General features: G+C 68.1%; 23 protein-coding genes. 10 read left to right on the top strand and 13 right to left on the bottom strand.

Going from position 1 to position 26,498, the window contains the following annotated elements; translation table 11 throughout:
- Both ACFOMP_RS04465 and ACFOMP_RS04460 read left to right on the top strand, forming a co-directional pair.
- A partial coding sequence (locus tag ACFOMP_RS04465) for a PfkB family carbohydrate kinase (RefSeq protein WP_379028136.1) occupies positions 1 to 298 on the top strand: 298 nt, incomplete at its 5' end.
- Positions 295 to 1,215: a pseudouridine-5'-phosphate glycosidase gene (locus tag ACFOMP_RS04460; protein WP_379028134.1), complete on the top strand. Its 921-nt coding sequence runs from the start codon at positions 295 to 297 to the stop codon at positions 1,213 to 1,215. The genes ACFOMP_RS04465 and ACFOMP_RS04460, both read left to right, overlap by 4 nt.
- Here ACFOMP_RS04460 and ACFOMP_RS04455 read toward each other — a convergent pair.
- The 5 genes from ACFOMP_RS04455 to ACFOMP_RS04435 all read right to left on the bottom strand — a co-directional run bounded on the left by ACFOMP_RS04455 (position 1,212) and on the right by ACFOMP_RS04435 (position 8,655).
- On the bottom strand, positions 1,212 to 2,261 hold the full coding sequence (locus tag ACFOMP_RS04455; protein ID WP_289893766.1) for a patatin-like phospholipase family protein: 1,050 nt from the start codon (positions 2,259 to 2,261) through the stop codon (positions 1,212 to 1,214). The genes ACFOMP_RS04460 and ACFOMP_RS04455 overlap by 4 nt on opposite strands.
- Before the next feature lie 202 nt (positions 2,262 to 2,463).
- Positions 2,464 to 3,591 (bottom strand): peptide chain release factor 2, encoded by a 1,128-nt coding sequence (gene prfB, locus ACFOMP_RS04450; RefSeq protein WP_289893767.1) that lies wholly within the window; start codon positions 3,589 to 3,591, stop codon positions 2,464 to 2,466.
- A gap of 87 nt (positions 3,592 to 3,678) precedes the next feature.
- A complete protein-coding gene (locus ACFOMP_RS04445) occupies positions 3,679 to 6,216 on the bottom strand; it encodes a penicillin-binding protein 1A (RefSeq protein WP_379028131.1) in 2,538 nt (845 codons plus the stop codon).
- A gap of 70 nt (positions 6,217 to 6,286) precedes the next feature.
- On the bottom strand, positions 6,287 to 7,522 hold the full coding sequence (locus ACFOMP_RS04440; protein ID WP_289893769.1) for an N-acetylmuramoyl-L-alanine amidase: 1,236 nt from the start codon (positions 7,520 to 7,522) through the stop codon (positions 6,287 to 6,289).
- Positions 7,519 to 8,655, bottom strand: a complete 1,137-nt coding sequence (locus ACFOMP_RS04435; protein WP_379028129.1) for a pyridoxal phosphate-dependent aminotransferase — start codon at positions 8,653 to 8,655, stop codon at positions 7,519 to 7,521. Before ACFOMP_RS04435 ends, ACFOMP_RS04440 begins: the two co-directional genes overlap by 4 nt.
- A gap of 136 nt (positions 8,656 to 8,791) precedes the next feature.
- Here ACFOMP_RS04435 and ACFOMP_RS04430 point away from each other — a divergent pair, with 136 nt between their 5' ends.
- The gene (locus ACFOMP_RS04430) at positions 8,792 to 9,544 is read left to right on the top strand and encodes a DsbA family protein (protein WP_379028127.1); all 753 of its coding nucleotides are present in this window, start codon (positions 8,792 to 8,794) and stop codon (positions 9,542 to 9,544) included.
- 86 nt (positions 9,545 to 9,630) lie between these two features.
- Here the strand turns inward: ACFOMP_RS04430 and ispG are convergent, their stop codons facing one another.
- The 3 genes from ispG to hemA form a co-directional block, all read right to left on the bottom strand.
- On the bottom strand, positions 9,631 to 10,755 hold the full coding sequence (gene ispG / locus ACFOMP_RS04425; RefSeq protein ID WP_379028125.1) for a flavodoxin-dependent (E)-4-hydroxy-3-methylbut-2-enyl-diphosphate synthase: 1,125 nt from the start codon (positions 10,753 to 10,755) through the stop codon (positions 9,631 to 9,633).
- Positions 10,756 to 10,892: 137 nt separating this feature from the next.
- Positions 10,893 to 12,113 carry a helix-turn-helix domain-containing protein gene (locus ACFOMP_RS04420; RefSeq protein ID WP_289893773.1) on the bottom strand — a complete coding sequence of 407 codons (1,221 nt, stop codon included), beginning with the start codon at positions 12,111 to 12,113 and terminating at the stop codon, positions 10,893 to 10,895.
- Between the two features lie 107 nt (positions 12,114 to 12,220).
- Positions 12,221 to 13,450 carry a 5-aminolevulinate synthase gene (gene hemA, locus ACFOMP_RS04415; RefSeq protein WP_289893774.1) on the bottom strand — a complete coding sequence of 410 codons (1,230 nt, stop codon included), beginning with the start codon at positions 13,448 to 13,450 and terminating at the stop codon, positions 12,221 to 12,223.
- Positions 13,451 to 13,620: 170 nt separating this feature from the next.
- On the opposite strand from hemA, the gene ACFOMP_RS04410 reads away from it, so the two are divergent.
- Entirely contained in the window at positions 13,621 to 15,006 is a 1,386-nt protein-coding gene (locus ACFOMP_RS04410) for a dipeptidase (protein ID WP_379028123.1), read from the top strand.
- A 116-nt stretch (positions 15,007 to 15,122) separates the two neighbouring features.
- Here the strand turns inward: ACFOMP_RS04410 and ACFOMP_RS04405 are convergent, their stop codons facing one another.
- From ACFOMP_RS04405 to ACFOMP_RS04385, 5 genes are all read right to left on the bottom strand, one after another.
- Positions 15,123 to 15,632: a CarD family transcriptional regulator gene (locus tag ACFOMP_RS04405; RefSeq protein ID WP_289893776.1), complete on the bottom strand. Its 510-nt coding sequence runs from the start codon at positions 15,630 to 15,632 to the stop codon at positions 15,123 to 15,125.
- 455 nt (positions 15,633 to 16,087) lie between these two features.
- The gene (fdxA, locus tag ACFOMP_RS04400) at positions 16,088 to 16,426 is read right to left on the bottom strand and encodes a ferredoxin FdxA (protein ID WP_289894871.1); all 339 of its coding nucleotides are present in this window, start codon (positions 16,424 to 16,426) and stop codon (positions 16,088 to 16,090) included.
- Between the two features lie 175 nt (positions 16,427 to 16,601).
- Positions 16,602 to 16,877, bottom strand: a complete 276-nt coding sequence (locus ACFOMP_RS04395) for an RNA-binding S4 domain-containing protein (protein WP_289893777.1) — start codon at positions 16,875 to 16,877, stop codon at positions 16,602 to 16,604.
- Positions 16,874 to 19,822 (bottom strand): helicase-related protein, encoded by a 2,949-nt coding sequence (locus ACFOMP_RS04390; RefSeq protein ID WP_379028120.1) that lies wholly within the window; start codon positions 19,820 to 19,822, stop codon positions 16,874 to 16,876. The genes ACFOMP_RS04395 and ACFOMP_RS04390 overlap by 4 nt, the downstream gene beginning before the upstream one ends.
- A complete protein-coding gene (locus ACFOMP_RS04385; protein ID WP_379028118.1) occupies positions 19,822 to 20,283 on the bottom strand; it encodes a tetratricopeptide repeat protein in 462 nt (153 codons plus the stop codon). Before ACFOMP_RS04385 ends, ACFOMP_RS04390 begins: the two co-directional genes overlap by 1 nt.
- A gap of 316 nt (positions 20,284 to 20,599) precedes the next feature.
- Here ACFOMP_RS04385 and ACFOMP_RS04380 point away from each other — a divergent pair, with 316 nt between their 5' ends.
- The 6 genes from ACFOMP_RS04380 (at position 20,600) to ACFOMP_RS04355 (ending at position 26,246) form a co-directional block, all read left to right on the top strand.
- The gene (locus tag ACFOMP_RS04380; RefSeq protein WP_289893780.1) at positions 20,600 to 20,884 is read left to right on the top strand and encodes an SCP2 sterol-binding domain-containing protein; all 285 of its coding nucleotides are present in this window, start codon (positions 20,600 to 20,602) and stop codon (positions 20,882 to 20,884) included.
- Between the two features lie 3 nt (positions 20,885 to 20,887).
- Positions 20,888 to 21,835: an alpha/beta fold hydrolase gene (locus ACFOMP_RS04375; protein WP_379028116.1), complete on the top strand. Its 948-nt coding sequence runs from the start codon at positions 20,888 to 20,890 to the stop codon at positions 21,833 to 21,835.
- Positions 21,836 to 21,923: 88 nt separating this feature from the next.
- Positions 21,924 to 23,762, top strand: coding sequence for a M3 family oligoendopeptidase (locus ACFOMP_RS04370; protein WP_379028114.1), 1,839 nt, complete (start codon positions 21,924 to 21,926; stop codon positions 23,760 to 23,762).
- Positions 23,759 to 24,268 (top strand): GNAT family N-acetyltransferase, encoded by a 510-nt coding sequence (locus ACFOMP_RS04365; protein ID WP_289893783.1) that lies wholly within the window; start codon positions 23,759 to 23,761, stop codon positions 24,266 to 24,268. Before ACFOMP_RS04370 ends, ACFOMP_RS04365 begins: the two co-directional genes overlap by 4 nt.
- Positions 24,269 to 24,368: 100 nt before the next feature.
- Positions 24,369 to 25,550 (top strand): dipeptidase, encoded by a 1,182-nt coding sequence (locus ACFOMP_RS04360; RefSeq protein WP_379028112.1) that lies wholly within the window; start codon positions 24,369 to 24,371, stop codon positions 25,548 to 25,550.
- A gap of 36 nt (positions 25,551 to 25,586) precedes the next feature.
- Entirely contained in the window at positions 25,587 to 26,246 is a 660-nt protein-coding gene (locus tag ACFOMP_RS04355; protein WP_289893785.1) for a glutathione S-transferase family protein, read from the top strand.
- The last annotated feature ends 252 nt before the right edge of the window (positions 26,247 to 26,498 follow it).

Genomic DNA, 26,498 nt, shown 5'->3' with positions numbered 1-26,498 from the left:
GGCGCTGGCCGGCCGCCGCTTCGCCAGCGCCGCCGAAGCCGCCGAGGCCGTGACTGCGCTCGGCGGCCATCGCGTGCTCGTCACCGACGGCGCGCGCCGCGTCGCCGACGCGGCCTGGAACGCGCCGACGCTCGACGCCGTGCCACCGCCGGCCGCGGCGATCCGCGTCACCGGCGCGGGCGACAGTTTCCTCGCGGCGCATCTCGCCGCCGAAATCGCCGGCGCGACCCGTGCCGAAGCCCTGACTCGTGCCTTGCACGCCGCCTCGGCCCATATTTCCGGAAAGGACTTGCCATGAACCCGCTGATCGCCCTGTCGCCCGAAGTCGCGCAGGCCCGCTCGCAGCACCGTCCCGTGGTGGCGCTGGAATCGACCATCATCACCCATGGCATGCCCTGGCCGCAGAATCTGGAAATGGCGCGCCGGGTCGAGGCGACGGTACGCGAGGCCGGCGCCACCCCGGCGACCATCGCCATCATCGGCGGCCGCATCCGCGTCGGCCTCGACGCCGAGACGCTGGAACAGCTCGCCAGAACCCCGCAGGGCGAGGCGATGAAGCTCTCGCGCGCCGATCTGGCCGCCTGCCTGGCGCTGGGGCGCACCGGCGCCACCACCGTCGCCGCCACGATGATCTGCGCCGATCTCGCCGGGATCGCGGTCTTCGCGACCGGCGGCGTCGGCGGCGTGCATCGCGGCGCCGAAACCAGCTTCGACATCTCGGCCGACCTGCAGGAACTGGCGCGAAGCCCGGTCACCGTGGTCGCGGCCGGGGCCAAGGCGATCCTGGACCTGCCCAAGACACTGGAAGTGCTGGAAACCCTGGGTGTGCCGGTCATCGCCTTCGGCCAGGACCAGTTGCCGGCCTTCTGGTCGCGCGATTCGGGCCTGCCGGCGCCGCTGCGCATGGACGATCCCGCGCAGATCGCGGCCGCGGCGCGGTTGCGGCGTGATCTCGGCATCGCCGGCGGGCAACTGGTGGTGAACCCGATCCCGGCCGAGGCCGAGATCCCGCGGGCCGAGATGATCCCGGTGGTCGAACAGGCGCTGGCCGAGGCCGCGGCGCAGGGCATCGCCGCCAAGGCGGTCACGCCCTTCCTGCTGCAACGCATCTTCGAGCTGACCGAGGGCCGCTCGCTGCAAGCCAATGTCGCGCTGGTGCTGAACAATGCCCGGCTGGCGGCCCGCATCGCCGCCGCGCTGGCGCAGGCCGCCTAGCGCAGCACGCGCGACAGGTCAAAACTGTCGCGCTCGCCGAGATGGCCGGCATCCTCGGCCAGGAAGCGCTCGGCCGCCAGCACCCCCGCCTCGTGCATGCGGTCCAGCAGCCCCGGCTTGGGGATCAGCTTGGTGCTGGCGCTCAGCGAGTTCATCAGGCTCTCGTCCATGATCGCGTGCAGCAGCACGTTCTTCATCGGCCGCCCGGTCAGCCGGTCCTCGGCGAACAGGCGCTTGACGAAATTGATCGCCCGCAATTCGGCCAGAAGCGAGGCGTTGAAGCTGATCTCGTTCACCCGGTCCTGGATGGCGGCCGGGGTCTTGGGAATGGCGTCGCGCAGCATCGGGTTGATGTTCACGATGACGATGTCGCGCGGCAGGTCGGGATGATACAGCGGAAACAGCGCCGGATTGCCGGAATAGCCGCCGTCCCAATAGGCCTCGCGCCGGCCGGTCCTGGGGTCGTCGATCTCGACGGCGCGGAACAGTTCCGGCAGGCAGGCCGAGGCAAGAATGGTGTCCACCGTCACCTCGGCCCCGCCGAACACCCGCACCAGGCCGGTGCGGACATTGGTGGCGGTGACGAAGAAGGCCGGCCCCTCCTCGCGGCCCAGGCGCGGATGCGGCATCTCGCGCAGGATGGCGGCCAGCGGGTTGGAATAGAACGGCCCGCTGTCATATGGGCTGAACACCCGCGTCAGCGATCCCAGCCAGGCGACCGGAGAGAACAGCTCGGTCAGCCGCTGCCAGGCGCGGGGCGCCGGGAACATCGAATGCAGCCAGCGCACCACGGAATTGTCGCTGACCTGCCCCACCTGCGACCAGACATGGGCTAGGTTCTCGCGCGCCGCCTGCCGCCCGCGCCGCCCCGGCCCGCAGGACAGGCCGGCCGCCAGCGCGGCGCCGTTCAACGCCCCGGCCGAAGTGCCGCTGATGCCGCGGATCTCGATCCCGGGCTCGTCCAGCAACCGGTCCAGCACGCCCCAGGCAAAGGCGCCATGCGCGCCGCCGCCCTGCAAGGCCAGATTGATCCGCTTCGCTTCCATGCCGCGCCTCCGCCGGTCCAGATCAGGCGCAGGCTAACCCGGCCGGTCCGGCGGAAAAACCGCCCTGCGGCCCGATCCGGGCAAACGGATGCAGCGCCGCCACAGCGGCCCACCCGCCTTCACCGTTTTCCAAATACCCATTCCTTCGGGAAAACGGCCCGCAGGTCACGCTTTGCAAAGACGCGCGGGCAGCGCCGGCGGCTCAGTCCTCGGCCTGCGCCTCGGCCCGCGACTTGCCGGCCACGTCCAGCGCCAGGGTGGCGGCCATGAAGGCGTCCAGGTCGCCATCCAGAACCCCCTGCGTGTCCGAGGTCTCGTGCCCGGTCCGCAGATCCTTCACCATCTGGTAGGGATGCAGCACATAGGAACGGATCTGGTTGCCCCAGCCGGCATCGCCCTTGGCCTCGTGCTGGGCGTTGATCGCGGCGTTGCGCTTGTCGAGCTCCAGCTGATAAAGCCGCGCCTTCAGCGCCGCCATGGCGTTGGCGCGGTTCTGGTGCTGCGACTTTTCGGAACTGGTCACCACGATCCCGGTCGGCAGGTGGGTGATGCGCACCGCCGAGTCGGTGGTGTTGACGTGCTGCCCGCCCGCGCCCGAGGAGCGGTAGGTGTCGATCCTGATCTCGTTGTCGGGAATGGTGATCTCGATATTGTCGTCGACCACCGGATAGACCCAGACCGAGCTGAACGAGGTATGGCGCCGGGCCGCCGAATCATAGGGCGAGATGCGCACCAGCCGGTGCACGCCCGATTCCGACTTCAGCCAGCCATAGGCGTTCGGCCCCGAGATCTTGTAGGCGGCCGAGCGGATGCCGGCCTCGTCACCGCCGGTTTCGCTGAGCAGCTCGACAGTATAGCCCTTCTTCTCGGCCCAGCGGACATACATCCGCGCCAGCATCGAGGCCCAGTCGCAGCTTTCCGTGCCGCCGGCGCCGGCATTGACCTCAAGGAAGGTGTCGTTGCCGTCGGCCTCGCCGTTCAGCAGCGCCTCCAGCTCCTTCTGCGCCGAAAGCTCGGCCAGCGCCTTCAGCGCGGTCTCGGCATCGGCGACGATCTCGGCATCATCCTCGGCCTCGCCCAGTTCGATCAGCTCGGCATTGTCCTTCAGCTCGGTCTCGATGCGGCGATAGGTCTCGACCGCATCGGACAGCATCTGCCGGTCGCGCATCAGCTTCTGGGCACGGGCCGGGTCGGACCAGATGTCCCCGGCTTCGATCATGGCGTTCAGCTCTTCCAGCCGGTGCGGCGCGGTGTCCCAGTCCATGCGCTGCGCAAGCAGCTTCAGCGATTTGCGGATCGCGTCAATGGTGGCTTGGGTCTCGGCGCGCATGGGCACTCTCTTTCAGATCGTCGGTCAGGGCAGGACAAATAGCGCGGGCGGCGGCCGGCGGCAAGCGACCCCTTGACGGGACCGGCCTCAATACAGCCCGCCCGAGGACAGGGTGCCGAAATCGGCCTTCTTCGGGATCACCTTCCTCTTGCCGGTCGAGGTGGTCACCGCCTGCCCGCCGTCGCGGCCCGAGGTGAACAGCGGCAGCGTCGCCGGATCGGCGCGGCCGAAACCGCCGTCGATCATGCCGAGCCCGCTCAGATCCTGACCGTCGCGGAAATATTCGGCGATGACATTGTCGCCCTTGGCATCGGGGCCCAGGATGGCGCCGGTGAAGCGGTCGATGTTCACGAAATGCCCGCCCGGCGGCACCTTGAAGGCGGTGCCGCCGAATTCCTTGACCGCCTCCCGCATGAATTCGTTGAACACCGGCACGCAAAGCGTGCCGCCATAGGCATTGGCGCCCAGGGTGCGCGGCTGGTCATAGCCCAGGTAGCAGCCGGCGACGATGTTCGAGGTGAAGCCGATGAACCAGACGTCCTTGGCATCGTTGGTGGTGCCGGTCTTGCCGGCCACCGGCACCGGCAGGTCCACGCCGCGCCCCGAGCCGCGCTTGACCACGCCCTCCAGCATCGAGGTCAGCTGATAGGCGGTGATCGCGTCCATCACCCGCTCGCGGTTCGAGACGATCTGCGGCGAGGCGCCGGCCGGCAGCGTCGCCTGGCCGCAGGTCACGCATTCGCGGCGGTCGTGGCGATAGATGGTGCGGCCGCGGCGGTCCTGCACGCGGTCGACCAGCGTCGGCTCCACCCGCTCGCCGCCATTGGCGAACATGGCATAGGCGGCGACCATCTTGAACAGTGTCGTCTCCTGCGCGCCGAGCGAGTTCGCCAGGAAATGGCCGAGATGGTCGTAGACGCCGAATTTCTCGGCATATTTCGCCACCGTATCCATGCCGATGCCCTGGGCGATACGGATGGTCATCAGGTTGCGGGACTGTTCGATCCCGGTGCGCATCGGCGTCGGGCCATAGAACCTGCCGCTGGCGTTCTTGGGCGTCCAGAGGCCCTGCGGCGTGTTCACGGTGATCGGCTCGTCGATGATGATCGTCGCCGGGGTAAAGCCCGAATCCAGCGCCGCCGCATAGACGAAGGGCTTGAAGCTGGAACCCGGCTGACGCTGCGCCTGGGTCGCGCGGTTGAAGACCGAGCTTTGATAGCTGAAGCCGCCCTGCATCGAGATCACCCGGCCGGTATTCACGTCCATGGCCATGAAACCGCCCTGCACCTCGGGCACCTGGCGCAGCGTCCAGCGGATGAAGCTGCCGTCGCTGTCGCTGGTCATGCGGCGCACCAGCACCACGTCTCCGACCTCCAGCAGGTCCGAGACCGCCCTGGCCTTGGGCGCCAGCGTGCCGTCGGCGCGGCGCTTCCTGGCCCATTGCACATCCTTGGCCGGGATGGTGGCGGTGCCGTCCTGATCCTCGATGCCGATGCTGGCGTCGCTGTCGCCAAGGGACAGCACCACGGCGGGAAACCAGCCCTCGATGTCGCGCGGCACCCGGGCCTCGGCCAGGGCGGGGCGCCAGTCCTGCTCGCTGCCCAGCTTCTCGGCCGGGATGGTGACGCGGGTGCCGCGCCAGACGCCGCGACCGCGGTCGTATTGCTCCAGCGCCTTCTGCAGGGCGCGGGCCGCGATCTTCTGCAGCCGCGGATCGACGGTGGCGCGGATCGCCAGACCGCCGCCGAAAAACTCCTGCTCGCCGAACTGCGCCGAGAGCTGGCGGCGGATCTCGTCGGTGAAATAGTCGCGCGGCGGCAGCTGCTGCTGGAAGGCCGGGAAATCGCCGTTCTGCACCGAGCGCAGCGGCTGCTTGACCTCGACCTCGTAGGTGGCCTGGTCGATATAGCCGTTCTGCCACATCTCGCGCAGCACGTAGTTGCGCCGCTCGGTCACCCGTTCCTTGGCGCGGACCGGGTGATAGCGGCCGGGCGCCTGCGGCATGGCGGCCAGCATCGCCGCCTCGTGCGGCGCCAGCTCGGTCAGCGGCTTGTTGAAATAGGTCTGCGCCGCGGCGGCGACGCCGAAGCTGTTCTGACCCAGGAAAATCTCGTTCAGATACAGTTCCAGGATCTGGTCCTTGGACAGCGTCGATTCCAGCCGGGTGGCCAGGATCAGCTCCTTGATCTTGCGCTCGACGCTGCGGTCGCTGGACAGCAGGAAGTTCTTCATCACCTGCTGCGTGATGGTCGAGGCGCCGCGCACGTTCTCGCCGCGCGACTTCACCGCCTCGACCAGGGCGCCGATCATGCCGCGCGGATCGAAGCCGTGGTGATGATAGAAGTTCTTGTCCTCGGCGCTGACGAAGGCCTCGCGCACCAAAGGCGGGATCTCGTCGATCGGCACGAAGATGCGCCGCTCCTCGGCGAATTCGTCGATGATCCGCCCCTCGCCGGAATAGATGCGGCTGATGGTCTTGGGCGCGTATTGCGCCAGCTGCTCATGGCTGGGCAGATCGCGCGAATACATCCAGAACACCGCGCCCACGGTCAGGGCGATGAAGAAGACGGCGGTCACGAGCCAGGAAAAGATCGCACCGATGAAAGACAGCAGGAAGCGCAGCAAGGGGCAAGCCTCTGGGGATGACGTGGGTCTCTATAGACAGCAGGGCGTCGCCCGTCAAAGCAACCTTGCACTACCTGCGTGAAAGCGCCGCCCGGGCGGCATCGTCCTGCGCCCAAAGGCTGATCGCCCGCGCCAGCGCCTGCGCGGTGCGGGCGCGCCAGTCCGGGTCGAACAGGTTCGCCCGGTCGCCGGCATCGGTCAGGAAGCCCAGCTCGATCAGCACCGAGGGAATGTCGGGGGATTTCAGCACCGAAAACGCCGCGCCGCGCACCGGGCGGCTGTGCATCCCGATGCCGGCGCGGTTCAGTTCCGAGACCGCGAACTTGGCAAAGGCCTGCGAGCGCGGATGGGTCTCGGTCCGCGCCAGGTCCATCAGCACATCGGCGATCTGGTCGTCGGTGCCGGAGAGGTCCAACCCGGCCAACAGATCGGCGCGGTCGTGGCGCGTCGCCAGTTCGCGCGTGGCGCGGTCGTCGGCCTGCGGGTTCCAGACATAGATCGACAGCCCCGCCGCCTCGCCCGCCGGCAGCGCATCGGCATGCAGCGAGATGAACAGGTCGGCCTGCGCGGTGCGGGCGATGGTCATGCGCCGCTCCAGCGGGATGAAGCTGTCGTCCTTGCGGGTGGCGACGACCTCGAAACCGGCGCGGGTCAGGATCTCGGTCAGCTCGCGGGCAAAACCCAGCAACACCGCCGCCTCGTAGATGGCGCCGACCTGGGCGCCGGGGTCGTGGCCGCCATGGCCCGGGTCGATCGCGACCCGCAGCGGCCGCCGGCCGGTGCGGCGGGGCGGCAGCGGCGTCACCTCGGCGGGCTTGGGCAGATCCCAAAGCGCCGAAAGCGCGTTGCCGCGGGTGACGAATTCCGTGGCATCGACCGGCTCGATGCGCAGCTTGACCAGGGCCCCGCCGGCGCCGCCCTCGGCCGGCCTCTGCACGGCGGTGCGCAACGCATAGGGGCCGGGCAGTTCCATCACCAGCCGCGACCAGCCGGACCGGAACCGGCCCCAGCGCAACGCCGGCACCAGTTCGCGCCCCGGCAGATCCCCGGCCCTGGTGCCGGAAAAGTCGATCTCGCGGAAATCCACCACCAGCCGCGGCGGGCCGTCGAGGAAATAGACCCGATAGGGCACCGGCTGGCTGATGGTCAGCCGCAGCTCCATCGGCCGCGGCCTGCCGCGGTCGCGGCCCTCTGCCGTCAGCGACGAGCCCGCCAGATCGACCGTCGCCAGAGCCGAGCGCGCGCCGTCATCGGCCAGCGCCGGCAGCGCCAGCCAGACCAGCAGCAGGGCGAAAAGCCATCTCATCGCGCCGCCATGAAGGCGGCCAGCCGGTCCAGCCCCTCGGCGATCTCGGCCGCCCCCGCGGCATAGCTGAAGCGCAGGGTCTGCGCGCCGCGATGCGGGTCGAAATCCAGGCCCGGCGTCACCGCCACGCCCGCCTTTTCAAGAATTTCCGCGGCAAAGCTCAGGCTGTCCGTGGTCAGGTCGGACACATCGGCATAGATGTAGAACGCGCCTTCCGGCGGCGCGATGCGATCGAAACCGATCTGCGGCAGCCGTTCCAGCATCCGCCGGCGGTTCTCGGCATAGACGGCCAGGTTCGCCTCGGCCTCCTCGACGCAATCCAGCGCCGCCAAGGCCGCGACCTGGCTGGCATGGGGCGGGCAGATGAACATGTTCTGCGCGATGCGTTCGACGGTGCGGATCATGCTGTCCGGCACCACCATCCAGCCGACGCGCCAGCCGGTCATGCTGAAATATTTCGAGAAACTGTTGATGACGAAGACCTCGTCCGTCACCTCCAGCGCCGAATGGAATCCGGCGCCGTAATCGAGCCCGTGATAGATCTCGTCCGAGATCACGCTCATGCCCAGTTCCGCGGCCCGCGCGGTCAGCGCCGCCAGTTCCTCGCGCCGCAGCACCGTGCCGGAGGGATTGCCGGGCGAGGCCAGGATCAGCCCCTGCGTATCCGCCGGCAGATCCTGCGGCCGGGGCTGGTAGCGGTCCTCGGCCCGGGTCGGGATGCCCACCGGCTCCAGCGACATGGCGCGCAGGATCTGGCGATAGCTGGGATAGCCCGGCTCGCCCAGGGCCACGCGCTCGCCGGCGTCGAACAGCGCCGAAAAGGCCAGGAGGAAGGCGCCCGAGGAACCCGGCGTCACCACCACCCGGTTCGGGTCGAGGTCGAGCCCGTACCAGCGCTTGTAGAGTGCGGCGATGCCGCGGCGCAATTCGGGCAGGCCGAGCGCCACCGTATAGCCCAGCGGCCGCTCCAGCGCCGCGGCCAGCGCCCGGCGCGCGCCCTCGGGCGCCGGGGTCGAGGGCTGGCCGACCTCCATATGGATAATGCGGCGGCCTGCGGCTTCGGCCTTGCGGGCGGCCTCCATCACATCCATGACGATAAAGGGATCGACCTGCCCGCGGCGGGATTGTCTCATATCTGCCTGCCCTCGTGGTTTTGGCCGGGTATCGGACCTGCGGGCTGTCCGGTCAAGCCCGCGTGAGGCCGGGGCGCATCGCTTGCAACACGGCCCGGGACAGGCCAAGTTGCCGGCAACTGGAAAGGATCCCTGGATGAAAGCCCTTTTGACCGCCGCGCTGTTGACGGCGACCGCCCTGCCCGCCTTCGCCTTCGACCCGGCGAACATGAGCGAAGCCGAGAAGGCCGCCTTCGGCGAGGCGGTGCGCGACTACCTGATGGCCAATCCCGATGTCCTGATCGAGTCGATCAACGTGCTGGAAGAGCGCCGCGCCGCCGACGAGGCCAAGAACGACCAGCTGCTGGTCGAGAACAACAGGGACGCGATCTTCGACGACGGCCATAGCTGGGTCGGCGGCAATCCCGAGGGCGACGTGACGCTGGTCGAGTTCATCGACTACCGCTGCGGCGTCTGCAAGCGGGTGAACCCGGAGCTGGAGAAGCTGATCTCGGCCGATGGCAATATCCGCTGGATCCTGAAGGAATTCCCGATCCTGACCCAGGAAAGCGACATGGCGGCGCGCTTTGCCGTCGCGGTGCAGCAAGAGGCCGGGGCCGAGACCTACAAGAAGGCGCATGACGCGCTGATGGAATCGCGCGGGCCGGTCAATCTGGAAAGCCTGACCAAGCTGGCCGGCGATCTGGGCCTGGACAGCCAAGCGGTGCTGAACCGGATGAATACCGAGGAGGTCTCGGCGGTGCTGCGCAAGAACCACCAGCTGGCCGAACAGATGCGGATCATGGGGACGCCGACCTTCATCATCGGCGGCGAGATGCTGCGCGGCGTGCCGGCCGAGGGGCTGGAAGGCGCGGTCGCAAGGGCCCGGGCGGCCGCGGCCGAGGGCTGAACCGGCACCGCCGGCGCGGGTTGCGCAGGCGGCGTGGGTATTTGGAAAACGGTGAAAGGCTTGGGGGGCGCAGGAGCCCCCTGCGTTTATTCGGCGGCGGCGGCTTGCGCGGCCTCGAGTTCGGCGGCGCGTTTCTCGACCAGCTCGACGATATGGTCGACCATCTGGTCGTTGGTCATCTTGTGGTTCTGCTTGCCGGCCAGGTAGACCATGCCGGAGCCCGCGCCGCCGCCGGTGAAGCCGATATCGGTCATCAGCGCCTCGCCCGGACCGTTCACCACGCAGCCGATGATCGACAGGCTCATCGGCATCTTGATGTGCTCGAGGCGCTTTTCCAGGATCTCGACCGTCTTGATGACGTCGAAGCCCTGGCGCGCGCAGCTGGGGCAAGAGATGATCTGCACGCCGCGGGTGCGCAGGCCCAGCGATTTCAGGATCTCGAAGCCGACCTTGACCTCCTCGACCGGATCGGCGGACAGGCTGACGCGGATCGTGTCGCCGATGCCCATCCAGAGCAGGTTGCCGAGGCCGATGGCGGATTTCACCGTGCCGGCCATCAACCCGCCCGCCTCGGTGATGCCCAGGTGGATCGGCGCATCGGTGGCCTCGGCCAGCTGCTGATAGGCGGCGGCGGCCAGGAACACGTCGCTGGCCTTCACGCTGATCTTGAACTCGTGAAAGTCGTTGTCCTGCAGGATCCTGATATGGTCGAGGCCGGATTCCACCATCGCATCCGGGCAGGGTTCGCCGTATTTCTCCAGCAGGTGCCGTTCCAGGCTGCCGGCATTCACGCCGATGCGGATCGAGCAGCCGTGGTCGCGCGCGGCCTTGATGACCTCGCGCACGCGGGCAGCGTCGCCGATATTGCCGGGGTTGATGCGCAGGCAGGCGGCGCCGGCCTCGGCGGCCTCGATGGCGCGGCGGTAGTGGAAATGGATGTCGGCCACGATCGGCACCGGGCTTTCGCGGCAGATTTCCTTCAGCGCCCGGGTCGAGGCCTCGTCGGGGGTCGAGACCCGGACGATATCGGCGCCGACGTCGGCGGCGCGCAAAATCTGGTCCAGCGTCGCCCGGACGTCGCTGGTATCGGTATTGGTCATCGTCTGCACGCTGATCGGCGCATCGCCCCCCACCGGCACATTGCCGACCATGATCTGGCGCGACTTGCGCCGGTCGATATTGCGCCAGGGGCGAATCGGATTATGCGACATGGCTATGGCCTTTTTCTGCGCGAGAGCCGGGATTCACCCGTGAGAGATAGGCGCAAGCGGCCGGACGGGCAACCCATCCGGCCCGGCGGCGGCCCGGCGATGCCGCATCCGTGACCATCGGCAGGCCGGCGCCCGGCCTATTCCTGGATGGCTGGGGCTTCCGGCTTGGCGGCCGAGGCGAGCGAGACCATGCGCGCCAGCTCCGGATCCTTGCTCAGATCGGCAAAGGCGAATTTCGCGGTCAGCGCGGTGGGCGACAGCTCGACATTCTTGACCACCTTGGCGCCGGGCGCGGCCGGGCCATAGGTCCGGCCGTTCACCGCGAAATAGACCGCGCCGGAATTGCCGGCCCGCAGCACCGGCGGCGCTTCCAGCTTGGGCAGGGCGAAGCGTTCGCCCGCATCCATGGTCTTTTCCAGCAGCACCGTGCCATCGGCCGAGGTCACCCGCACCCAGGCCGGGCGCGCGGCCAGGATCTCGATCTCGGGGGCGTCGGGGGCGACGGTGCGCACCGCCAACTGCTCGGCCGGCATCTCGGGACCGTAGACCAGATCCTGCATGGCGGCGGTGCGGGTGGCGGGCTGGGCGGCTTCGGGCTGGATCGCCGGCTCGTTCAGGCCGGGATCTATGGCGGCGATGGGGCCGTCGCGGGCGACCAGCACCGGCAGTTCCAGCGCCTGCGGGCGATAGGTGCGGTCCAGCCCTTCGGGCCGCGGCAGGTTGACCTGCGCCGATTCCACGGTTTCCGGCTGGGCGGCTTCCTGCACCGGGTCCAGCGCGGCGATCACCCCGGGCGCCTGGTCGCCGGGGGTCAGGTTGACCTTCTGCACCTCTTGCAGCACGGCCCAGCCGCCATAGCCGAGGCCACAGGCCAGCGCCACCATGACCAGAAGCGAACCGATGGCGCGCGGCTCGATCGAGGACCACATGCTTTCCGGCTTGGGCAGGAAGATCGGATGCGGATTGGCCAGCGCCTCGGCCGGGTCCGAGGGCCGGCGCTGCGGCTTGGGCCCCGAAGCGGCGGGCGCCATGCCATGCGTGGGCCGAAAGCCGGATTCCTGGCAGAAGCGCCGGAAGGTCCAGTCCGAATCCATGCCCAGGTAGCGCGCATAGGAGCGCACGTAGCCGGCGATGAAACTGGGCGCGTCGAAGGCCGAAATGTCGCAATTCTCGATGGCGGCGACATAGGAGGCGCGGATGCGCAGTTCGCGCTGGACATCCAGCAGCGACTTGCCCAGCGTGGCGCGTTCGCCCCGCATCAGATCGCCAAGACGAATATCCGGATCGTCGAAACCGGGCGGCAATGCCGTCGGTTCCTCATGGCCATGCGACGGGGGAGACCCCCTCAGCCCGATCATCGCGCCTGCCCCATTCTTTGCTGCTCACCCTCCGAATCGGAAGGCTCTCACGATTTGATTAAAGCAAGGTTATCACGGGCGCGAGAGGTGATCACCCTCAAACCGCGTCAGGCAGCGGAAGTCGAACGGTTCAGTTTGCATTGCGACCAGAGGTTGTCCATGGCGCGGACCAGCTGGTCGATCTGCCGGGGATCGTGCACCGGCGAGGGGGTGAAACGCAGGCGTTCGGTGCCGCGCGGCACGGTGGGAAAGTTGATCGGCTGCACATAGATGCCGAAATCGGCCAGCAGCATGTCGGACAGCGCCTTGCAATGCACCGGATGGCCGACATGCACCGGCACGATATGGCTGCCATGGTCCATGATCGGCATACCAAGGCCGCGCAGCCGCATCTTGAGGATGCGGGCGTTCAGCTGCTGGCGGTCGCGCAGCAATTGCCCTTCGGCCGTCTTCAGGAAGGCGATCGAGGCCGCTGCACCCGCCGCCACCGCCGGCGGCAGCGAGGTGGTGAAGATGAAACCCGGCGCATAGGAGCGGATGGCGTCCACCATCTTGGCCGAGGCGGCGATATAGCCGCCGAACACGCCGAAGGCCTTGCCCAGCGTGCCGTTGAAGATGTCGATGCGGTCCAGAAGCCCGTCGCGCTCGGCCACGCCGCCGCCGCGGGGGCCATACATGCCGACGGCATGAACCTCGTCCAGATAGGTCAGGGCGTTGAATTCGTCCGCCAGGTCGCAGATGGCCGCGATGGGGGCGAAATCGCCGTCCATGGAATAGATCGATTCGAAGGCGATCAGCTTCGGCGCCTCGGGATCGTCGGCCTCGAGCAGTTCGCGCAGATGCGCCACGTCATTGTGGCGGAAGATGCGCTTGGCGCCGTCGAAGCGCTTGATGCCCTCGATCATCGAGGCGTGGTTCAGCTCGTCCGAATAGATGATCAGGCCGGGGAACAGCTTGCGCAGCGTGGAAAGCGTCGCGTCATTGGCGATATAGGCGCTGGAGAAGATCAGCGCCGCGTCTTTCTGGTGCAGGTCGGCCAGTTCGGCTTCCAGCTTCTTGTGATAGATCGTGGTGCCCGAAATGTTGCGTGTCCCGCCCGAGCCGGCGCCGGTCGAATCCAGCGCCTCGTGCATCGCCGCCAGCACCGCCGGATGCTGGCCCATGCCCAGATAGTCGTTGCCGCACCAGACGGTGATTTCCCGCTCGGTCCCGTCGGGACGGGTCCAGATAGCCTGCGGATAGGCCCCCTTGCGCCGCTCGATGTCGATGAAGGTGCGGTAGCGCCCTTCTTCGTGCAGCTTCCCGAGGGCCTGATCCAGGGCGGCTGAGTAATCCATCTGCGGTCCCTTGCCTTGCTTGAACTTGCTCGCTTGGGGGATCATGCTCCGATCCCGCGGGTCACGACTTGATACGTGTCAAATCAGAGAAAATATAGGGTCAAAATGCCGCATTACGACCATGGAACCATCCAAGTTCTCTGACCAAATCATTCAGGAATAGGGAAAACATGCCGAACAGCCCGAAAATCGACGAAGTACTTTCAACGCTGGACGCGGATCTGCCGCAGGCGCTGGCGCGGCTCGAGGCGTTCCTGCGCATCCCCTCGATCTCGACCGACCCGGCGCATCGCGGCGACGTGCGCCGCGCGGCCGAATGGCTTTGCGCGGAGCTGCAATCGCTGGGCTTCGACGCCTCGATCCGCAACACGCCCGGCCATCCGATGGTGGTGGCGCATTCCCCGAAAGGCACGCGCCGGCCACTGCTGTTTTATGGCCATTACGACGTGCAGCCGGTCGATCCGCTGGAGCTGTGGGACCGCCCGCCCTTCGAGCCCGAGATCCAGGACACGCCCGAAGGCCGGGTGATCCGCGGCCGCGGCGCCGCCGACGACAAGGGCCAGCTGATGACCTTCGTCGAGGCCTTCCGGGCCTGGAAAGCGGTGCATGGCGAACTGCCCTCGGACCTGACATTGCTTTTCGAGGGCGAGGAGGAATCCGGCTCGCCCAGCTTGCAGCCCTTCCTGCGCGAGAATGCGGACGAGCTGCGCGCCGGCATCGCCATGATCTGCGACACCGGCATGTATTCCGACGGTCGCCCGGCGATCACCACCCAGTTGCGCGGGTTGCTGGGCGAGGAGATCGTCGTTCGCGCCGCCGACTGCGACCTGCATTCCGGCAGCTTCGGCGGGCTGGCCGCCAACCCGATCCAGCTTCTGGTGAACGCGCTGGCCACCGTGAAGGATGCCGACGGCCGCATCACCCTGCCCGGCTTCTACGACGGCGTCGAGGAACTGACAGAGGAGCTGCGCGCCGACTGGCAGGATCTGGGCTTCGATACCGGGGAATTCCTGTCGCGGGTCGGCCTGAACCGGCCGGTCGGGGAGACCGGCCGCACCGGGCTGGAGATGGTCTGGAACCGCCCGACCTTCGAGATCAACGGCATCTCGGGCGGCTATGCCGGCGCGGGTTTCAAGACCGTGCTGCCGGCCGAGGCACGCGCCAAGGTCAGCTTCCGCCTGACCGGCACCCAGGATGCGCAAGCAATCCGCGAGACCTTCCGCGCCCATGTCCGCGCCGCCATTCCGGCTGATTGCACGGTCGCCTTCCACGGTCACGGCGCCAGCCCGGCCAGCCGCATGGACATCTCGGATCCGGCCTTTGCGGCGGCGAAAGCCGCGCTGTCCCAGGAATGGGGTCGCGAGGCCGCCTATATCGGCGCCGGCGGCTCGATCCCCATCGCGGGCGATTTCAAAACCATCCTGGGCATGGATTCGATGCTGATCGGCTTCGGCCGCGACGACGACCGCATCCATTCCCCGAACGAGAAATACGATCTGGAAAGCTTCGCCAAGGGCGCCCGCAGCTGGGCGCGCATCCTGGCGGCGCTGAGCTGATCCGGCCCCGATGGCAGGCCGCCTGGACGCAGCCTGCCATCGGTTTCCGGCTGTGCCGGACATGCGAAGGGCGCCCGCAGGCGCCCTTTTCTTGTCGCTTGGCCGGTCCGTCCGGTTCAGGCGGCGCGGGCGGTCAGCACCGTCTCGACCTTCTTCTGGGCGCCGGCCTCGTCCATGCCGCTGACGGCGGCGACTTCGCGGGTCAGGCGGTCCAGCGCCGCCTCGTACAGCTGACGCTCGGAATAGGATTGCTCGCGCTGATCGTCGTTGCGATGCAGGTCGCGCACCACCTCGGCAATCGACATCAGGTCGCCCGAATTGATCTTCTGCTCATATTCCTGGGCGCGGCGCGACCACATGGCGCGCTTGACCCGGGCCTTGCCCTTCAGCGTGTCCAGCGCCCGCTCGACCAGGTCGGGGGTCGACAGGCCGCGCATGCCGATCTCGGAAGCGCGCGCGGTCGGCACGCGCAGGGTCATCTTGTCCTTCTCGAACGAGATCACGAACATCTCGAGGCGCAGCCCGGCAACCTCTTGCTCTTCGATCGAAACGATGCGACCCACGCCATGCGTCGGGTACACCACGAAATCATCGGGGCGGAATTCGGTCTTCTTGGCTTTCGACATTGGGCTTCCTTCGCAGTTGCGCCGGCGGGCGGCACAAAAGACCCCAAGGCGGGACGATCCCCCCCTTACGGGTCGGTGTCGTTGTTCTTGCATTTCCGGCCGGGCAGTCGACCAGAACAGGCAGCAACGCCGGACAGGCCACAGAAAGCAGCCCAACCGGCGCGATATCGTTGCACTTTAGCACAAAAATCGCGCCGGTTCAAAGGTTCGCTGCAAAGCGGCACCGGTCCTGTCAGAAGGCAGAAAATCGTTGAAAATCAGAAACTCGGAACCCGAGCACCGCCAGAACCGGTGCATGACCCGGGGCGAATCGCCTCCTCCCCGACCACGGCTCCGGTCTAGCGATTCCGGCCCGCACCCGCCATTGCCGTACAGACAAAAGCGAGGAATGATGCGCGTTCAACACAGTCGTTAGCTTTGTGAACGACCGACCGCCACAGGCGAGACTGCAGGTCTCAATCCCCTTCGCCGGGGGCCTCGGAGAAGTATTTCTCCAGCTTGCCGGGCTTGCCGTCCATCTCCTGATAGTCGGGCATCGGATCCTTCTTGCGGGTGATCACCGGCCAGAGTTCGGCATATTTGCGGTTGAACTCGACCCAGCTTTCCATGTCCGGCTCGGTATCCGGGCGAATCGCGTCGGCCGGGCATTCCGGTTCGCAGACGCCGCAGTCGATGCATTCGTCGGGATGGATGACCAGCGTATTCTCGCCTTCGTAGAAACAGTCCACGGGACACACCTCGACGCAGTCGGTGTATTTGCACATGATGCAGTTATCTGTGACGACATAGGTCATGGCGCGATATTCCTGGTTCCTGAGCGGGTAGTTACGCCCGTGGCAGCCATCATTCAAGGCCATGCCGGGCGAAAAGACGGTGATGCGGCGGCAAGTCCGGCGCGGCAGGACGGCGTTCCGACATCCACCGTCAGGCAGGAACCGCGTTCCGGATTCGACCGGCGAGGGCCGCGAATCAGAACGCGATTTCCTCATAAAGGCCGGCGGCCTCGCTGGCGGGGCCGCGGCGCTCGCCCAGCAGTCGCAGCCGCAACACCCGGACCCGGCCATGGGCCGAGACGGTGACCGTGTCACCATGCCGCACCGGCTGGGCGGGCTTGCTGCAGGGCTGCCCGTTCACCCGGATGCCGCCGCCGGCGATGGCGTCGGCAGCCAGGGTGCGGGTCTTGAACAGCCGGGCGTGATGCAGCCAGCGGTCAAGCCTGATCGAGCCTGCCGCTTCCGCGCTCACGTCTTGTTCTTGAGCGCGGCAAGGATGGCAAAGGGGCTATCCGGGTCGGCCTGTTTCTCGGCCCGCGGCGGGCGCGCCTCGAAACTCTTCGGCCCGTCGTGGCGCGGCTTGCCCTTGTGCTTGCCCTTCGGGCCGCGGTCGGGACGGTCGCCCCGTTCGCCGCGATTCTCGTCGCGACGCTTGCCCTCGAAGGGTTTTCCCTCGCGGCGGGGTTCCTGCCCGGCCTCGCGCTCGCGGCGCGGGCCACGCTCGCCCTGCGGACGGCCCTGACCCTGGCCCTGGCCTTGGCGCTCGCCGCGCTCGGGGCGGCGCTGGCCGCCGCGCGGACGCGGGGCCCAGGTGAAGGTGTAGAACGCCTCGACCTCGGGCGCCGCCTCGGCAGCGACGGTCTCGCCCTCGGCGGCGGCTTCCCCCTCGGCCGAAGCCTCGGCAGCCTTGCGCGCGGCCTGTTCGGCTTCCCACCGAGCGCGAGTCTCGGCGGCGAGCACGCTTTCCTCCTCGGTCAGCGGATGCTCGTGATCGGCGGTTTCGGGCGCGGGCGCCGGCTCGGCAGCGGCGGGCGCGGCCTCGGCACGGGCCTTGACCCGCTCGCCCTTCTCGGCGCGATAGCCCAGCCCCTGCATCAACCCGGCGAATTGCTCCAGCGTCATGCCGGTGATCGACAGCATGTCCGGCGTCGCCTCGAACCCGCCCCGGCTGTCCTGACCCCGCAGCATGTCGGCCAGCCGTTCCAGCATGTCGATGCGGATCGCCCGCTCGCCCGCCGGGTGATAACCCGAGAGCGTGTAGTAGCCCTTGGGCACGTCCGGCAGGTTCGGAATGGTCACCAGGCCCGGCGGCGGGCTTTCCGGGAACTCGGCCAGCCCCTGATCCAGGCCCCAAAGCACCAGCCGCAACCGGGTCGGCGCTGGCTTCAGCAGCGCCGGCTGGAAGATGGTGAACTGGCCGAAGCGCACGCCGTGCTTGCGCAGAAGGCCGCGCGATTCCTGGTCCAGTTCCTTGACCTCGGCGGCGACGCCCTCGCGTGGCAGCACCCCCAGCGCCTCGACCAGCCGGAAGGCGAAGCCGCGGGCCAGGCCGGTCAGCGTCTCGTCGTTCTTCAGCGCCAGCAGCGGCTCGAACAGCGTGGCGATCTTGCGGTCGATGAAATGCTGCAGCCGGCGGCGCACCTTGTCGGCGATCTCGGGCCCGGCCTCCTCGTCGACGAAGGGCTCGACGCCGGGCTTCAACGGCTCGGTGCCCTTGACCAGCTTGCCGATGGCCGAGCTGCCCCACATCAGGCCGCCCTGCTCGGTGAAGTCCAGTTCGGTATCCGGCGCGTTGTAGAACCTGTCGGCACGCAGATGGAATTCGGGGCGCAACGCCTCATAGGCGGCGCGGCTCAGCATGCGCGCCTCATCCCCGGTTGCGCTCGGATCGGCGTGGAAGCGGAAGCCCTCCAGACGGCCGGCGAACTCGCCCTCGACCGTCACTTCGCCCTTGTCATTCACCTCGGCCAAAAGGCTCTCCTTCTGTTTGAGCCGGCGCAGCAGCACGGATGTGCGCCGGTCCACGAATCTTTGCGTCAGAGCCGCGTGAAGCGCGTCCGACAACCGATCTTCTACCGCGCGCGTCTCGGCGCGCCAATGGCTTTCATCCGAAACCCAGCCCGAACGCTGGGCAACATAGGTCCAAGTGCGTATATATGCCAATCGTTTCGACAATGTGTCGATATCGCCTTGCGTTTTATCAATCCGGGCGATCTGGCCCTGCAGCCAGTCGTTGGGCACCCTGCCTGCGCGCAGGAACCCGTAGATCCGCGCCAGCAATGTCGAATGCTCGGCGGCCGAGATCGAGCGGAAATCGGGAATCCGGCAGACATCCCAAAGCAGCCGCACGTCGCGGGGGTGCGTCACCTGGTTGCGGATGTCGGGCATGGCCGCAAGCGCCTTGAGCGCCCGCAGGTCGTCAGCCTCGCGGCCGCGGGTCAGCCAGCCGCTTTCGGGCGCGGTTTCCAGGCTCTGGATCAGCCGCTCGACCGTGCCGAATTCCAGCGCCGCGTTGCGCCACATCAGCCGCTGGATCGGCGCGAAGCGGTGGTTCTCGATGGCATCGACCAGCCCCTCCTCCAGCGGACCGGCATCGCCGGTGACGCCGAAGGTGCCCGGCTCGGTATGACGCCCGGCGCGGCCGGCGATCTGGCCCAGCTCGTGCGGGAACAGCTCGCGATAGCGGCGGCCGTCGAATTTCTCGGTGGCCGAGAAGGCGACGTGACGGATGTCCAGATTCAGTCCCATGCCGATGGCGTCGGTGGCGACCAGATAATCTACCTCGCCCTGCTGATACATGGCGACCTGGGCGTTTCGCGTGCGCGGGCTCAGCGCCCCCATCACCACGGCGCAGCCGCCCTTTTGTCGGCGGATCAGTTCGGCCGTGGCATAGACCTCCTCGACCGAGAAGCAGACGATGGCCGAGCGCGGCGGCATGCGGCTGATCTTTTTCGAGCCGGCCCAGCTCAGCGTCGAGAAGCGCTCGCGCCGCATGAACAGTGCCTGCGGCACCAGCGCGGCGATGGCCGGGCGCATCGTGTCGCTGCCCAGCAGCAGCGTCTCGTGCAGCCCGCGCATGTGCAGCAGCCGGTCGGTGAAGACATGGCCGCGTTCCGGATCGGCGCAAAGCTGGATCTCGTCGATGGCGACGAAATCGGCGCCGACCTCGGGCATGGCCTCGGTGGTGGCGACCCAGTATTGCACGCGCTCGGGGACGATGCGCTCCTCGCCCGTGACCAGCGCCACGACCGAGGGGCCGCGCGCCTTGACGATGCGGTCATAGACCTCGCGCGCCAGCAGCCGCAGCGGCAGGCCGATGACCCCGGTGCGATGCGCCAGCATGCGTTCGATGGCGTAATGGGTCTTGCCGGTATTGGTCGGGCCAAGAACGGCCGTGACCCGCGATCTGTCGTTCATCAGGCGTCCGTGCCTTGCAGTTCCTGTTCGATCCGCTGAACGGCATCCTGCGCGTCCTGCTGATGCGGGTGAATCTTCAGGCTGGCGCGGAAGACGTCCAGGGCCCGGCGGCCGTCGCCCAGTTCCTCGAGCATGGTGCCGAGCTGCGTCAGCGCCCCGAAATGCCGCGGTTCAAGCCGCAGCACCTGTTCCAGATCGCCCAAGGCGGGGCCGTAATCCCCGTCGAGATAGAAGGCGATCGAGCGCAGATACCAGCCGGCCGCGAAATCCGGCGCGTGATCGGTCAGCGCGGTCAAGTGGCCCAGCGCCGTCGCCGTGTCGCCGGCATCCAGCGCCGACTCGCCGCGCTTGTAGAGCAAATCCATGGCGGCCGAGCCGGAGCGCGACCAGATGCGCAGGATATCGGTCTCGGCCCGGGCCCAGCTCTCGCCCTCGGGCTGGGCCAGTTCGGCGAAAAGCATGTCCAGATCCTCGCGCTCGCGCAGCCGCGCGGCTGCGGTCGGCTCCGAAGCCGCGGCCGGTTCCGACAGCGCGTCCGCAACCGGCGGATCGCTGTCATTTTCAGGAGAATTTTCAGGAGAATCGTCTTGCGGGACCGCGTCCTGGGCCGGTATCGCGCCGGGGACATCCTGCCAGGCCACGGCCGCGACGGGCCCCAGAAGCCCCAGGAAAAGCCCTGCCGCCACGGCATGATGGAAATGAGGGACTGGCCAACGCATATTCCCCATGTAAACCTCTGCCCCAACCAATTCCAGACACGAGAACAGGAGATATGGAATGAGCAAAGTCATCGAAGGCGCCGTGACCGCGCTGGACGAGAAGGCCAAGGGCTTCGACGGCACCGCCAAATTCGTCATCGAGGGCGAGGGCTCGGTCTATATCGACGCCAACGGCGCCCGCGCCGCCGATGACGAGGCCGAGGTGACCCTGACCGCCAGCCGCGAGACCTTCGAGGGGCTGCTCTCGGGCGACGTGAACCCGACCACCGCCTTCATGACCGGCAAGCTGAAGGTCGACGGCTCGATGGGCACGGCGATGAAACTGGGGGCACTGCTTTCGTAAGCGATGAAGCCCGCGCCCTTCAACACCCTGCCCGGCGATCCGCTGCCCCTGGCCCGCGCCTTCTGGCTGCGGGCCGATGACGGGGTGCGGCTGCGCGCCGCGCATTGGCCGGCGGGCGGCGCCACCGGCACGGTGCTGCTGTTTCCCGGCCGCACCGAATATGTCGAGAAATATGCCGAGACCGCGGCGGACCTGAACGGCGCCGGGTTCGAGGTGCTGTCCATCGACTGGCGCGGCCAGGGCATGTCCGACCGGCTGCAGGCCAATGTCCGACCCGGACATATCGGCAGTTTCGCCGATTACCAGCGCGACGTGGTCGAACTGGTGGTGGCGGCGCAGGAACTTGATCTGCCCCGACCCTGGCACCTGCTGGCCCATTCCATGGGCGGCACCATCGGCCTCGCCGCGCTCGAGGCGGGGCTGCCGGTGGACAGCGTCGCCTTCTCGGCGCCGATGTGGGGCATCGACCTGCGCGGCGTGCCGGAATGGCTGGCGCTCGGCCTGGCCACCGCCCTGTCCCGGCTGGGCCGCGGCGGCCACCCGGCGCCGCGCGCGGGGGGCGAGGAAAGTTTCGTCCTGCTGGACCCGTTCCACGACAACCTGCTGACCCATGACGGCCGGCGCTGGGGCCGGCTGGTGGCCGAGGCCGCGGCCTGGCCCGACATCTCGGTCGGCGGCGCCAGCAACGACTGGCTGCGCGAGGCGATCCTGGAATGCCGCCGCATCGCCGCCCTGCCCTCGCCCGCCCTGCCGGCGCTGATCGCGCTTGGCGACGCCGAGCGGATCGTCTCGAGCCCCGCCATCCGCGCCCGCGCCGCCCGATGGCCCGGCGCCGCGCTGCTGGAACTGGCCGAATGCCGGCACGAGCCGATGCTGGAGCGCGACCCGGTCCGCAGCCGCTTCCTCGAGTCGGTGGTCGCGCATTTCTCGGCCGCCACCGACCAGCGCTGAGGCGCCGTCTCGGCCGCCCGATTGTTCCCTTCGACTTGCAGCCGGGCGCATCAGGCGTCACATGTTGTCGCAGAGGAAAGGAATAACGATGACGATTTCAGCCAGCCGCCTTCTGCCGCGAGACGAAAACGCCCTTCCCGCCGCCGCCGCCAATCCCGATCTGGGCCCACTGCCGGAATGGGATCTGAGCGACCTCTACCCCTCGCCGGAAGCCCCGGACCTGATCCGCGATCTGGAGGCGGTCGAGAAGGCCTGTTGCGAATTCGCCCGCGACTATGAAGGCAAGCTCGCCTCGCTCTCGGCCGAGAAGATGCTGGAATGCATCGAGCGTTACCAGCAGATCGACGTCCTGGCCGGGCGGATCATGTCCTATGCCGGGCTGCGCTATTACCAGAACACCACCGATGCGACCCGCGCCAAGCAGATGGGCGACCTGCAGGACCGCATCACCACCGCCACCACCCGGCTGGTGTTCTTCAGCCTGGAGTTCAACCGCATTCCCGACGCGCGCTATGACGAGGTGTTCTCGGCGGCGGATGGGCCCGCGCGCTACAAGCCGGTCTTCGATCGGATGCGCGCCATGCGGCCCTATCAGCTGTCGAACGAGCTGGAACGCTTCCTGCACGACAATTCCGTGGTCGGCGCCGCCGCCTGGAACCGGCTGTTCGACGAGACCACCGCCGGCCTGAGCTTCGATGTCGATGGCGAGGAGCTGGGGCTGGAGGCGACGCTGAACCTGCTGACCGACCACGAGCGCGCCCGGCGCGAGGCCGGCGCCCGCGGCCTGGCCGAGGTGTTCGGCAAGAACGTCAAGCTGTTCGCCCGCATCCACAACACCCTGGCCAAGGAAAAGGCCATCGAGGACAAGTGGCGCAAGATGCCGACGCCGCAGACCGCGCGCCACCTGTCGAACCATGTCGAGCCCGAGGTGGTCGAGGCGCTGCGCAATGCCGTCACCGCCGCCTATCCGCGGCTGTCGCATCGCTACTACCGGCTGAAGGCCAAATGGCTGGGCCTCGACAAGCTGCAGGTCTGGGACCGCAACGCCCCGCTGCCGACCGAGACGCCGCGCCTGATCGCCTGGCCCGAGGCCGAGGCCACCGTGATCGACGCCTATGCCGGTTTCTCGCCGAAACTGGCGGAACTGGCGCAGCCCTTCTTCGACAAGGGCTGGATCGACGCCGGGGTAAAGCCCGGCAAGGCGCCCGGCGCCTTCGCGCATCCCACCGTGACCACGGTGCATCCCTATGTGCTGCTGAACTACCTCGGCAAGCCGCGCGACGTGATGACGCTGGCGCATGAACTCGGCCACGGCGTCCACCAGCGCCTTGCAGCCGGACAGGGCGAACTGCTGGCCTCGACGCCGCTGACGCTGGCCGAGACGGCGAGCGTCTTCGGCGAGATGCTGACCTTCCGCGCCCTGCTGGCAAAGACCACCGATCCCGCGCAGCGCAAGGCGCTGCTGGCCGGCAAGGTCGAGGACATGATCAACACGGTCGTGCGCCAGATCGCCTTCTACGATTTCGAATGCAAGCTGCATGCCGCCCGCGCCAAGGGCGAGCTGACGCCGGACGACATCAACGCGCTGTGGATGTCGGTGCAGGCGGAATCGCTGGGCGACGCCTTCGAGTTCATGCCGGGCTACGAGACCTTCTGGGCCTATGTGCCGCATTTCGTGCATTCGCCCTTCTACGTCTATGCCTATGCCTTCGGCGACGGGCTGGTGAACGCGCTCTATGCCGCCTACGAGGACGGGCTGCCGGACTTCCAGGCCAAGTATTTCGACATGCTGGCGGCGGGCGGCTCCAAGCACCACAAGGAACTGCTGGCGCCCTTCGGCCTCGACGCCTCGGACCCGGCGTTCTGGGACAAGGGCCTGTCGATGATCGAGGGCTTCATCGACGAGCTCGAGGCGATGGAGGCGTGACCGCACCCAAGGTCGTGCTGGAACCTCTGGGCCGCGACGGGTTCGAGCGCGTGGCCCATATCGCCGTGCGCCCCGAGCAGGAGCCGTTCTGCGGCACCATCGCCGGCCATTTCGCCGCCGACGAGCCGGGCTGCGATTTCCATGTCGTGACCCGCGACGGCCGCGCGGTCGGATTCTTCAAGATCGACCGCGCCTATGCCGCCCATTTCGACTTTGCCGGCCCGCAGGATCTGGGATTGCGCGGGGTGATGATCGACGCCGCCGAACAGGGGCACGGCACCGGCAAGGCGGCGATGCGGGCGCTTGGTCGCTATGTGCCCCGGCTTTATCCCCGAGCCAAGGCCCTGGTGCTGACGGTCAACGAGGTCAATCCGGTGGCGCGCGCCGTCTATCTGGACGCCGGATTCACCGATACCGGCAGCTTCTATCACGGCGGCAGGATCGGGCCGCAGCATATCCTGCGCCTGTCGCTCGCGGACGGGCAGCCGGGGCGGCAGACGTTCTGATCCGCAGCACCTTCCCCGGCGGACGGGTCGGGGCAGTTTTCCGTCGCATGGCCGGCGGCCCTGCCCTATGCTCCGCCCCGGACGAGACAAGGGGGACGGCATGATCCGCATGATCCGGCGCATTTTCCTGTGGCTTCTGGGGCTTGCGGTGCTGGCGGCCGTCGCGGTGGCGATCTGGGGCCCCGGCTTGGTCGAAAGCCGGCTGAACCCCGTGACCATGCCGACGAAGGGCTGGCCGGTCTCGCCGCAGGCCGAGGCGCTGCATCAGCAGCTGGTGATCGGCGACTGGCATTCGGACGCGCTGCTGTGGGACCGCGACCTTCTGGACCGGGCCGAGCGCGGCCATACCGACATTCCCCGCCTGGCCGAAGGCAATGTCGCCGTGCAAGTCTTCACCACCGTCACCAAAAGCCCGCGCGGCCAGAACTACAGCCAGAACTCCGCCGAGGCGCCGGACAACATCACGCCGCTGTTCATCGGCCAGCTGCGCCCGCTGCCCAGCTGGTTCAGCCTCAAGGAACGCGCCCTGGTGCAGGCCGCCGCGCTGCGCCGCGCCGCCGAAGCGGCGCCGGACCGGCTGATGCTGATCCGCTCGGCCGCGGACCTGCAGACCTTGCTCGAGGCGCGCCAGAACGGCGCCCAGACCGTCGGCGCCATCCTGGGCAGCGAGGGCGGGCATCCGCTGGAGGGCAATATCGCCAATCTTCAGGTGCTCTACGGCGCCGGGTTCCGCCTGCTGGGACTGACGCATTTCTTCGACAACGAGCTGGGCGGCAGCCTGCATGGCGAGGGCGGCAGCGGCTCGGGCCTGTCGGATTTCGGCCGCGAGGTGGTGGCCGAGATGATGGACAAGCGCATGATCATCGACCTGGCCCATGCCAGCCCGCAGATGGTGCGCGACGTGCTGGCCATTCCCGGCACCCGGCCGATCCTGTCGCATACCGGCATCCACGGCCGCTGCGCCAGCCCGCGCAACCTGCCCGACGGGCTGGTCAAGGCCATCGCCGACAAGGGCGGCCTGATCGGCATCGGCTATTGGGCCGACGTGAATTGCGGCAAGACCCCCGCGGACATCGCCGCATCCATCCAGGCGGCCATCGCGCTGGTGGGCGAGGACCACGTCTCGCTGGGCTCGGATTACGACGGCTCGGTGGATGCGCCCTTCGACGCGGCGCATCTGGCGGCGCTGACCCAGGCGCTGCTGGATGCCGGCCTGACCGACCAGCAGATCGCCAAGGTCATGGGCGGCAACATGATGCGCTACCTTGCCCAGACCCTCTGAACGCGCCTAAGCTCGCGCCGAGACCAGGAGAGAACCATGCTGACCGTCTATGGCGTCACCCGCTCGCGCGCCTCGCGCATCGTCTGGCTGTGTCACGAGCTGGGCCTGCCCTTCAAGCAGGTCCCGGTGATCCAGGCCTATCGCCTGCCCGATCCCGACGCCCCCGACGCGCCGCTGAACACCCATTCCGAGAGCTTCCTGAAACTCTCGCCCGCCGGCGCCATCCCGGTGATCCAGGACGGCGATCTGGTGCTGTCGGAATCGCTGGCCTGCACGCTGCACCTGGCGCGCAAGCACGGCCAGCCCTTCGGCCCCGCCGATGCCATCGAGGATGCGCTGATGCTGCAATGGAGCTTCTACGCCGCCACCGCGATCGAGCCGGACGCGCTGGCCATCCTGTTCAACCACCACAGCGGCCAGGCCCAGCCGGGCGCCGCCCAGGCCGCCGTCGCCAATGCGGCCGAGCGGCTGGTCCGCCCGCTGGCGGTGCTCGAGCATCACCTGAACCGGCATGGCCATCTGGTCGGCGGCCGCTTCACCGTGGCCGATCTGAACGTGGCCGAGATCCTGCGCTATGCCCAGGGCCACGGCGCGCTGATGGAGCAGTTTCCGGCCGTCCAGGCCTGGCTTGCCGACTGCCAGGCCCGGCCGGCCTTTCACAAGATGTGGCAGGAGCGGCAGGCCGAACCCGAATAGGCCGCCTCGCCCGCCGCGGGCGCAGGCCGGCCTGCGGGAACAGCGATGGCGCCCGGGCTCGAAAGCCGCCGGATCACATCGGGATCGGCGGCGGGACAAGCCACGGGGGGACGCTCGCCCCCTCGCCATTGCCACCGCCTGGCGCAACCAACGGCGGGATGGAGCCACCGGCCGCAGCCCTCGTTGTCAGCCCCTTCTCAGCCGCCTTCCCGGTCGCATCGCCATCGGTCGGCGCTGTCCGTGGCAGTAGCG

Source organism: Paracoccus simplex (assembly GCF_042648325.1).
Classification (GTDB): domain Bacteria; phylum Pseudomonadota; class Alphaproteobacteria; order Rhodobacterales; family Rhodobacteraceae; genus Paracoccus; species Paracoccus simplex.
This window is presented reverse-complemented; position numbering and strand designations above follow the sequence as displayed.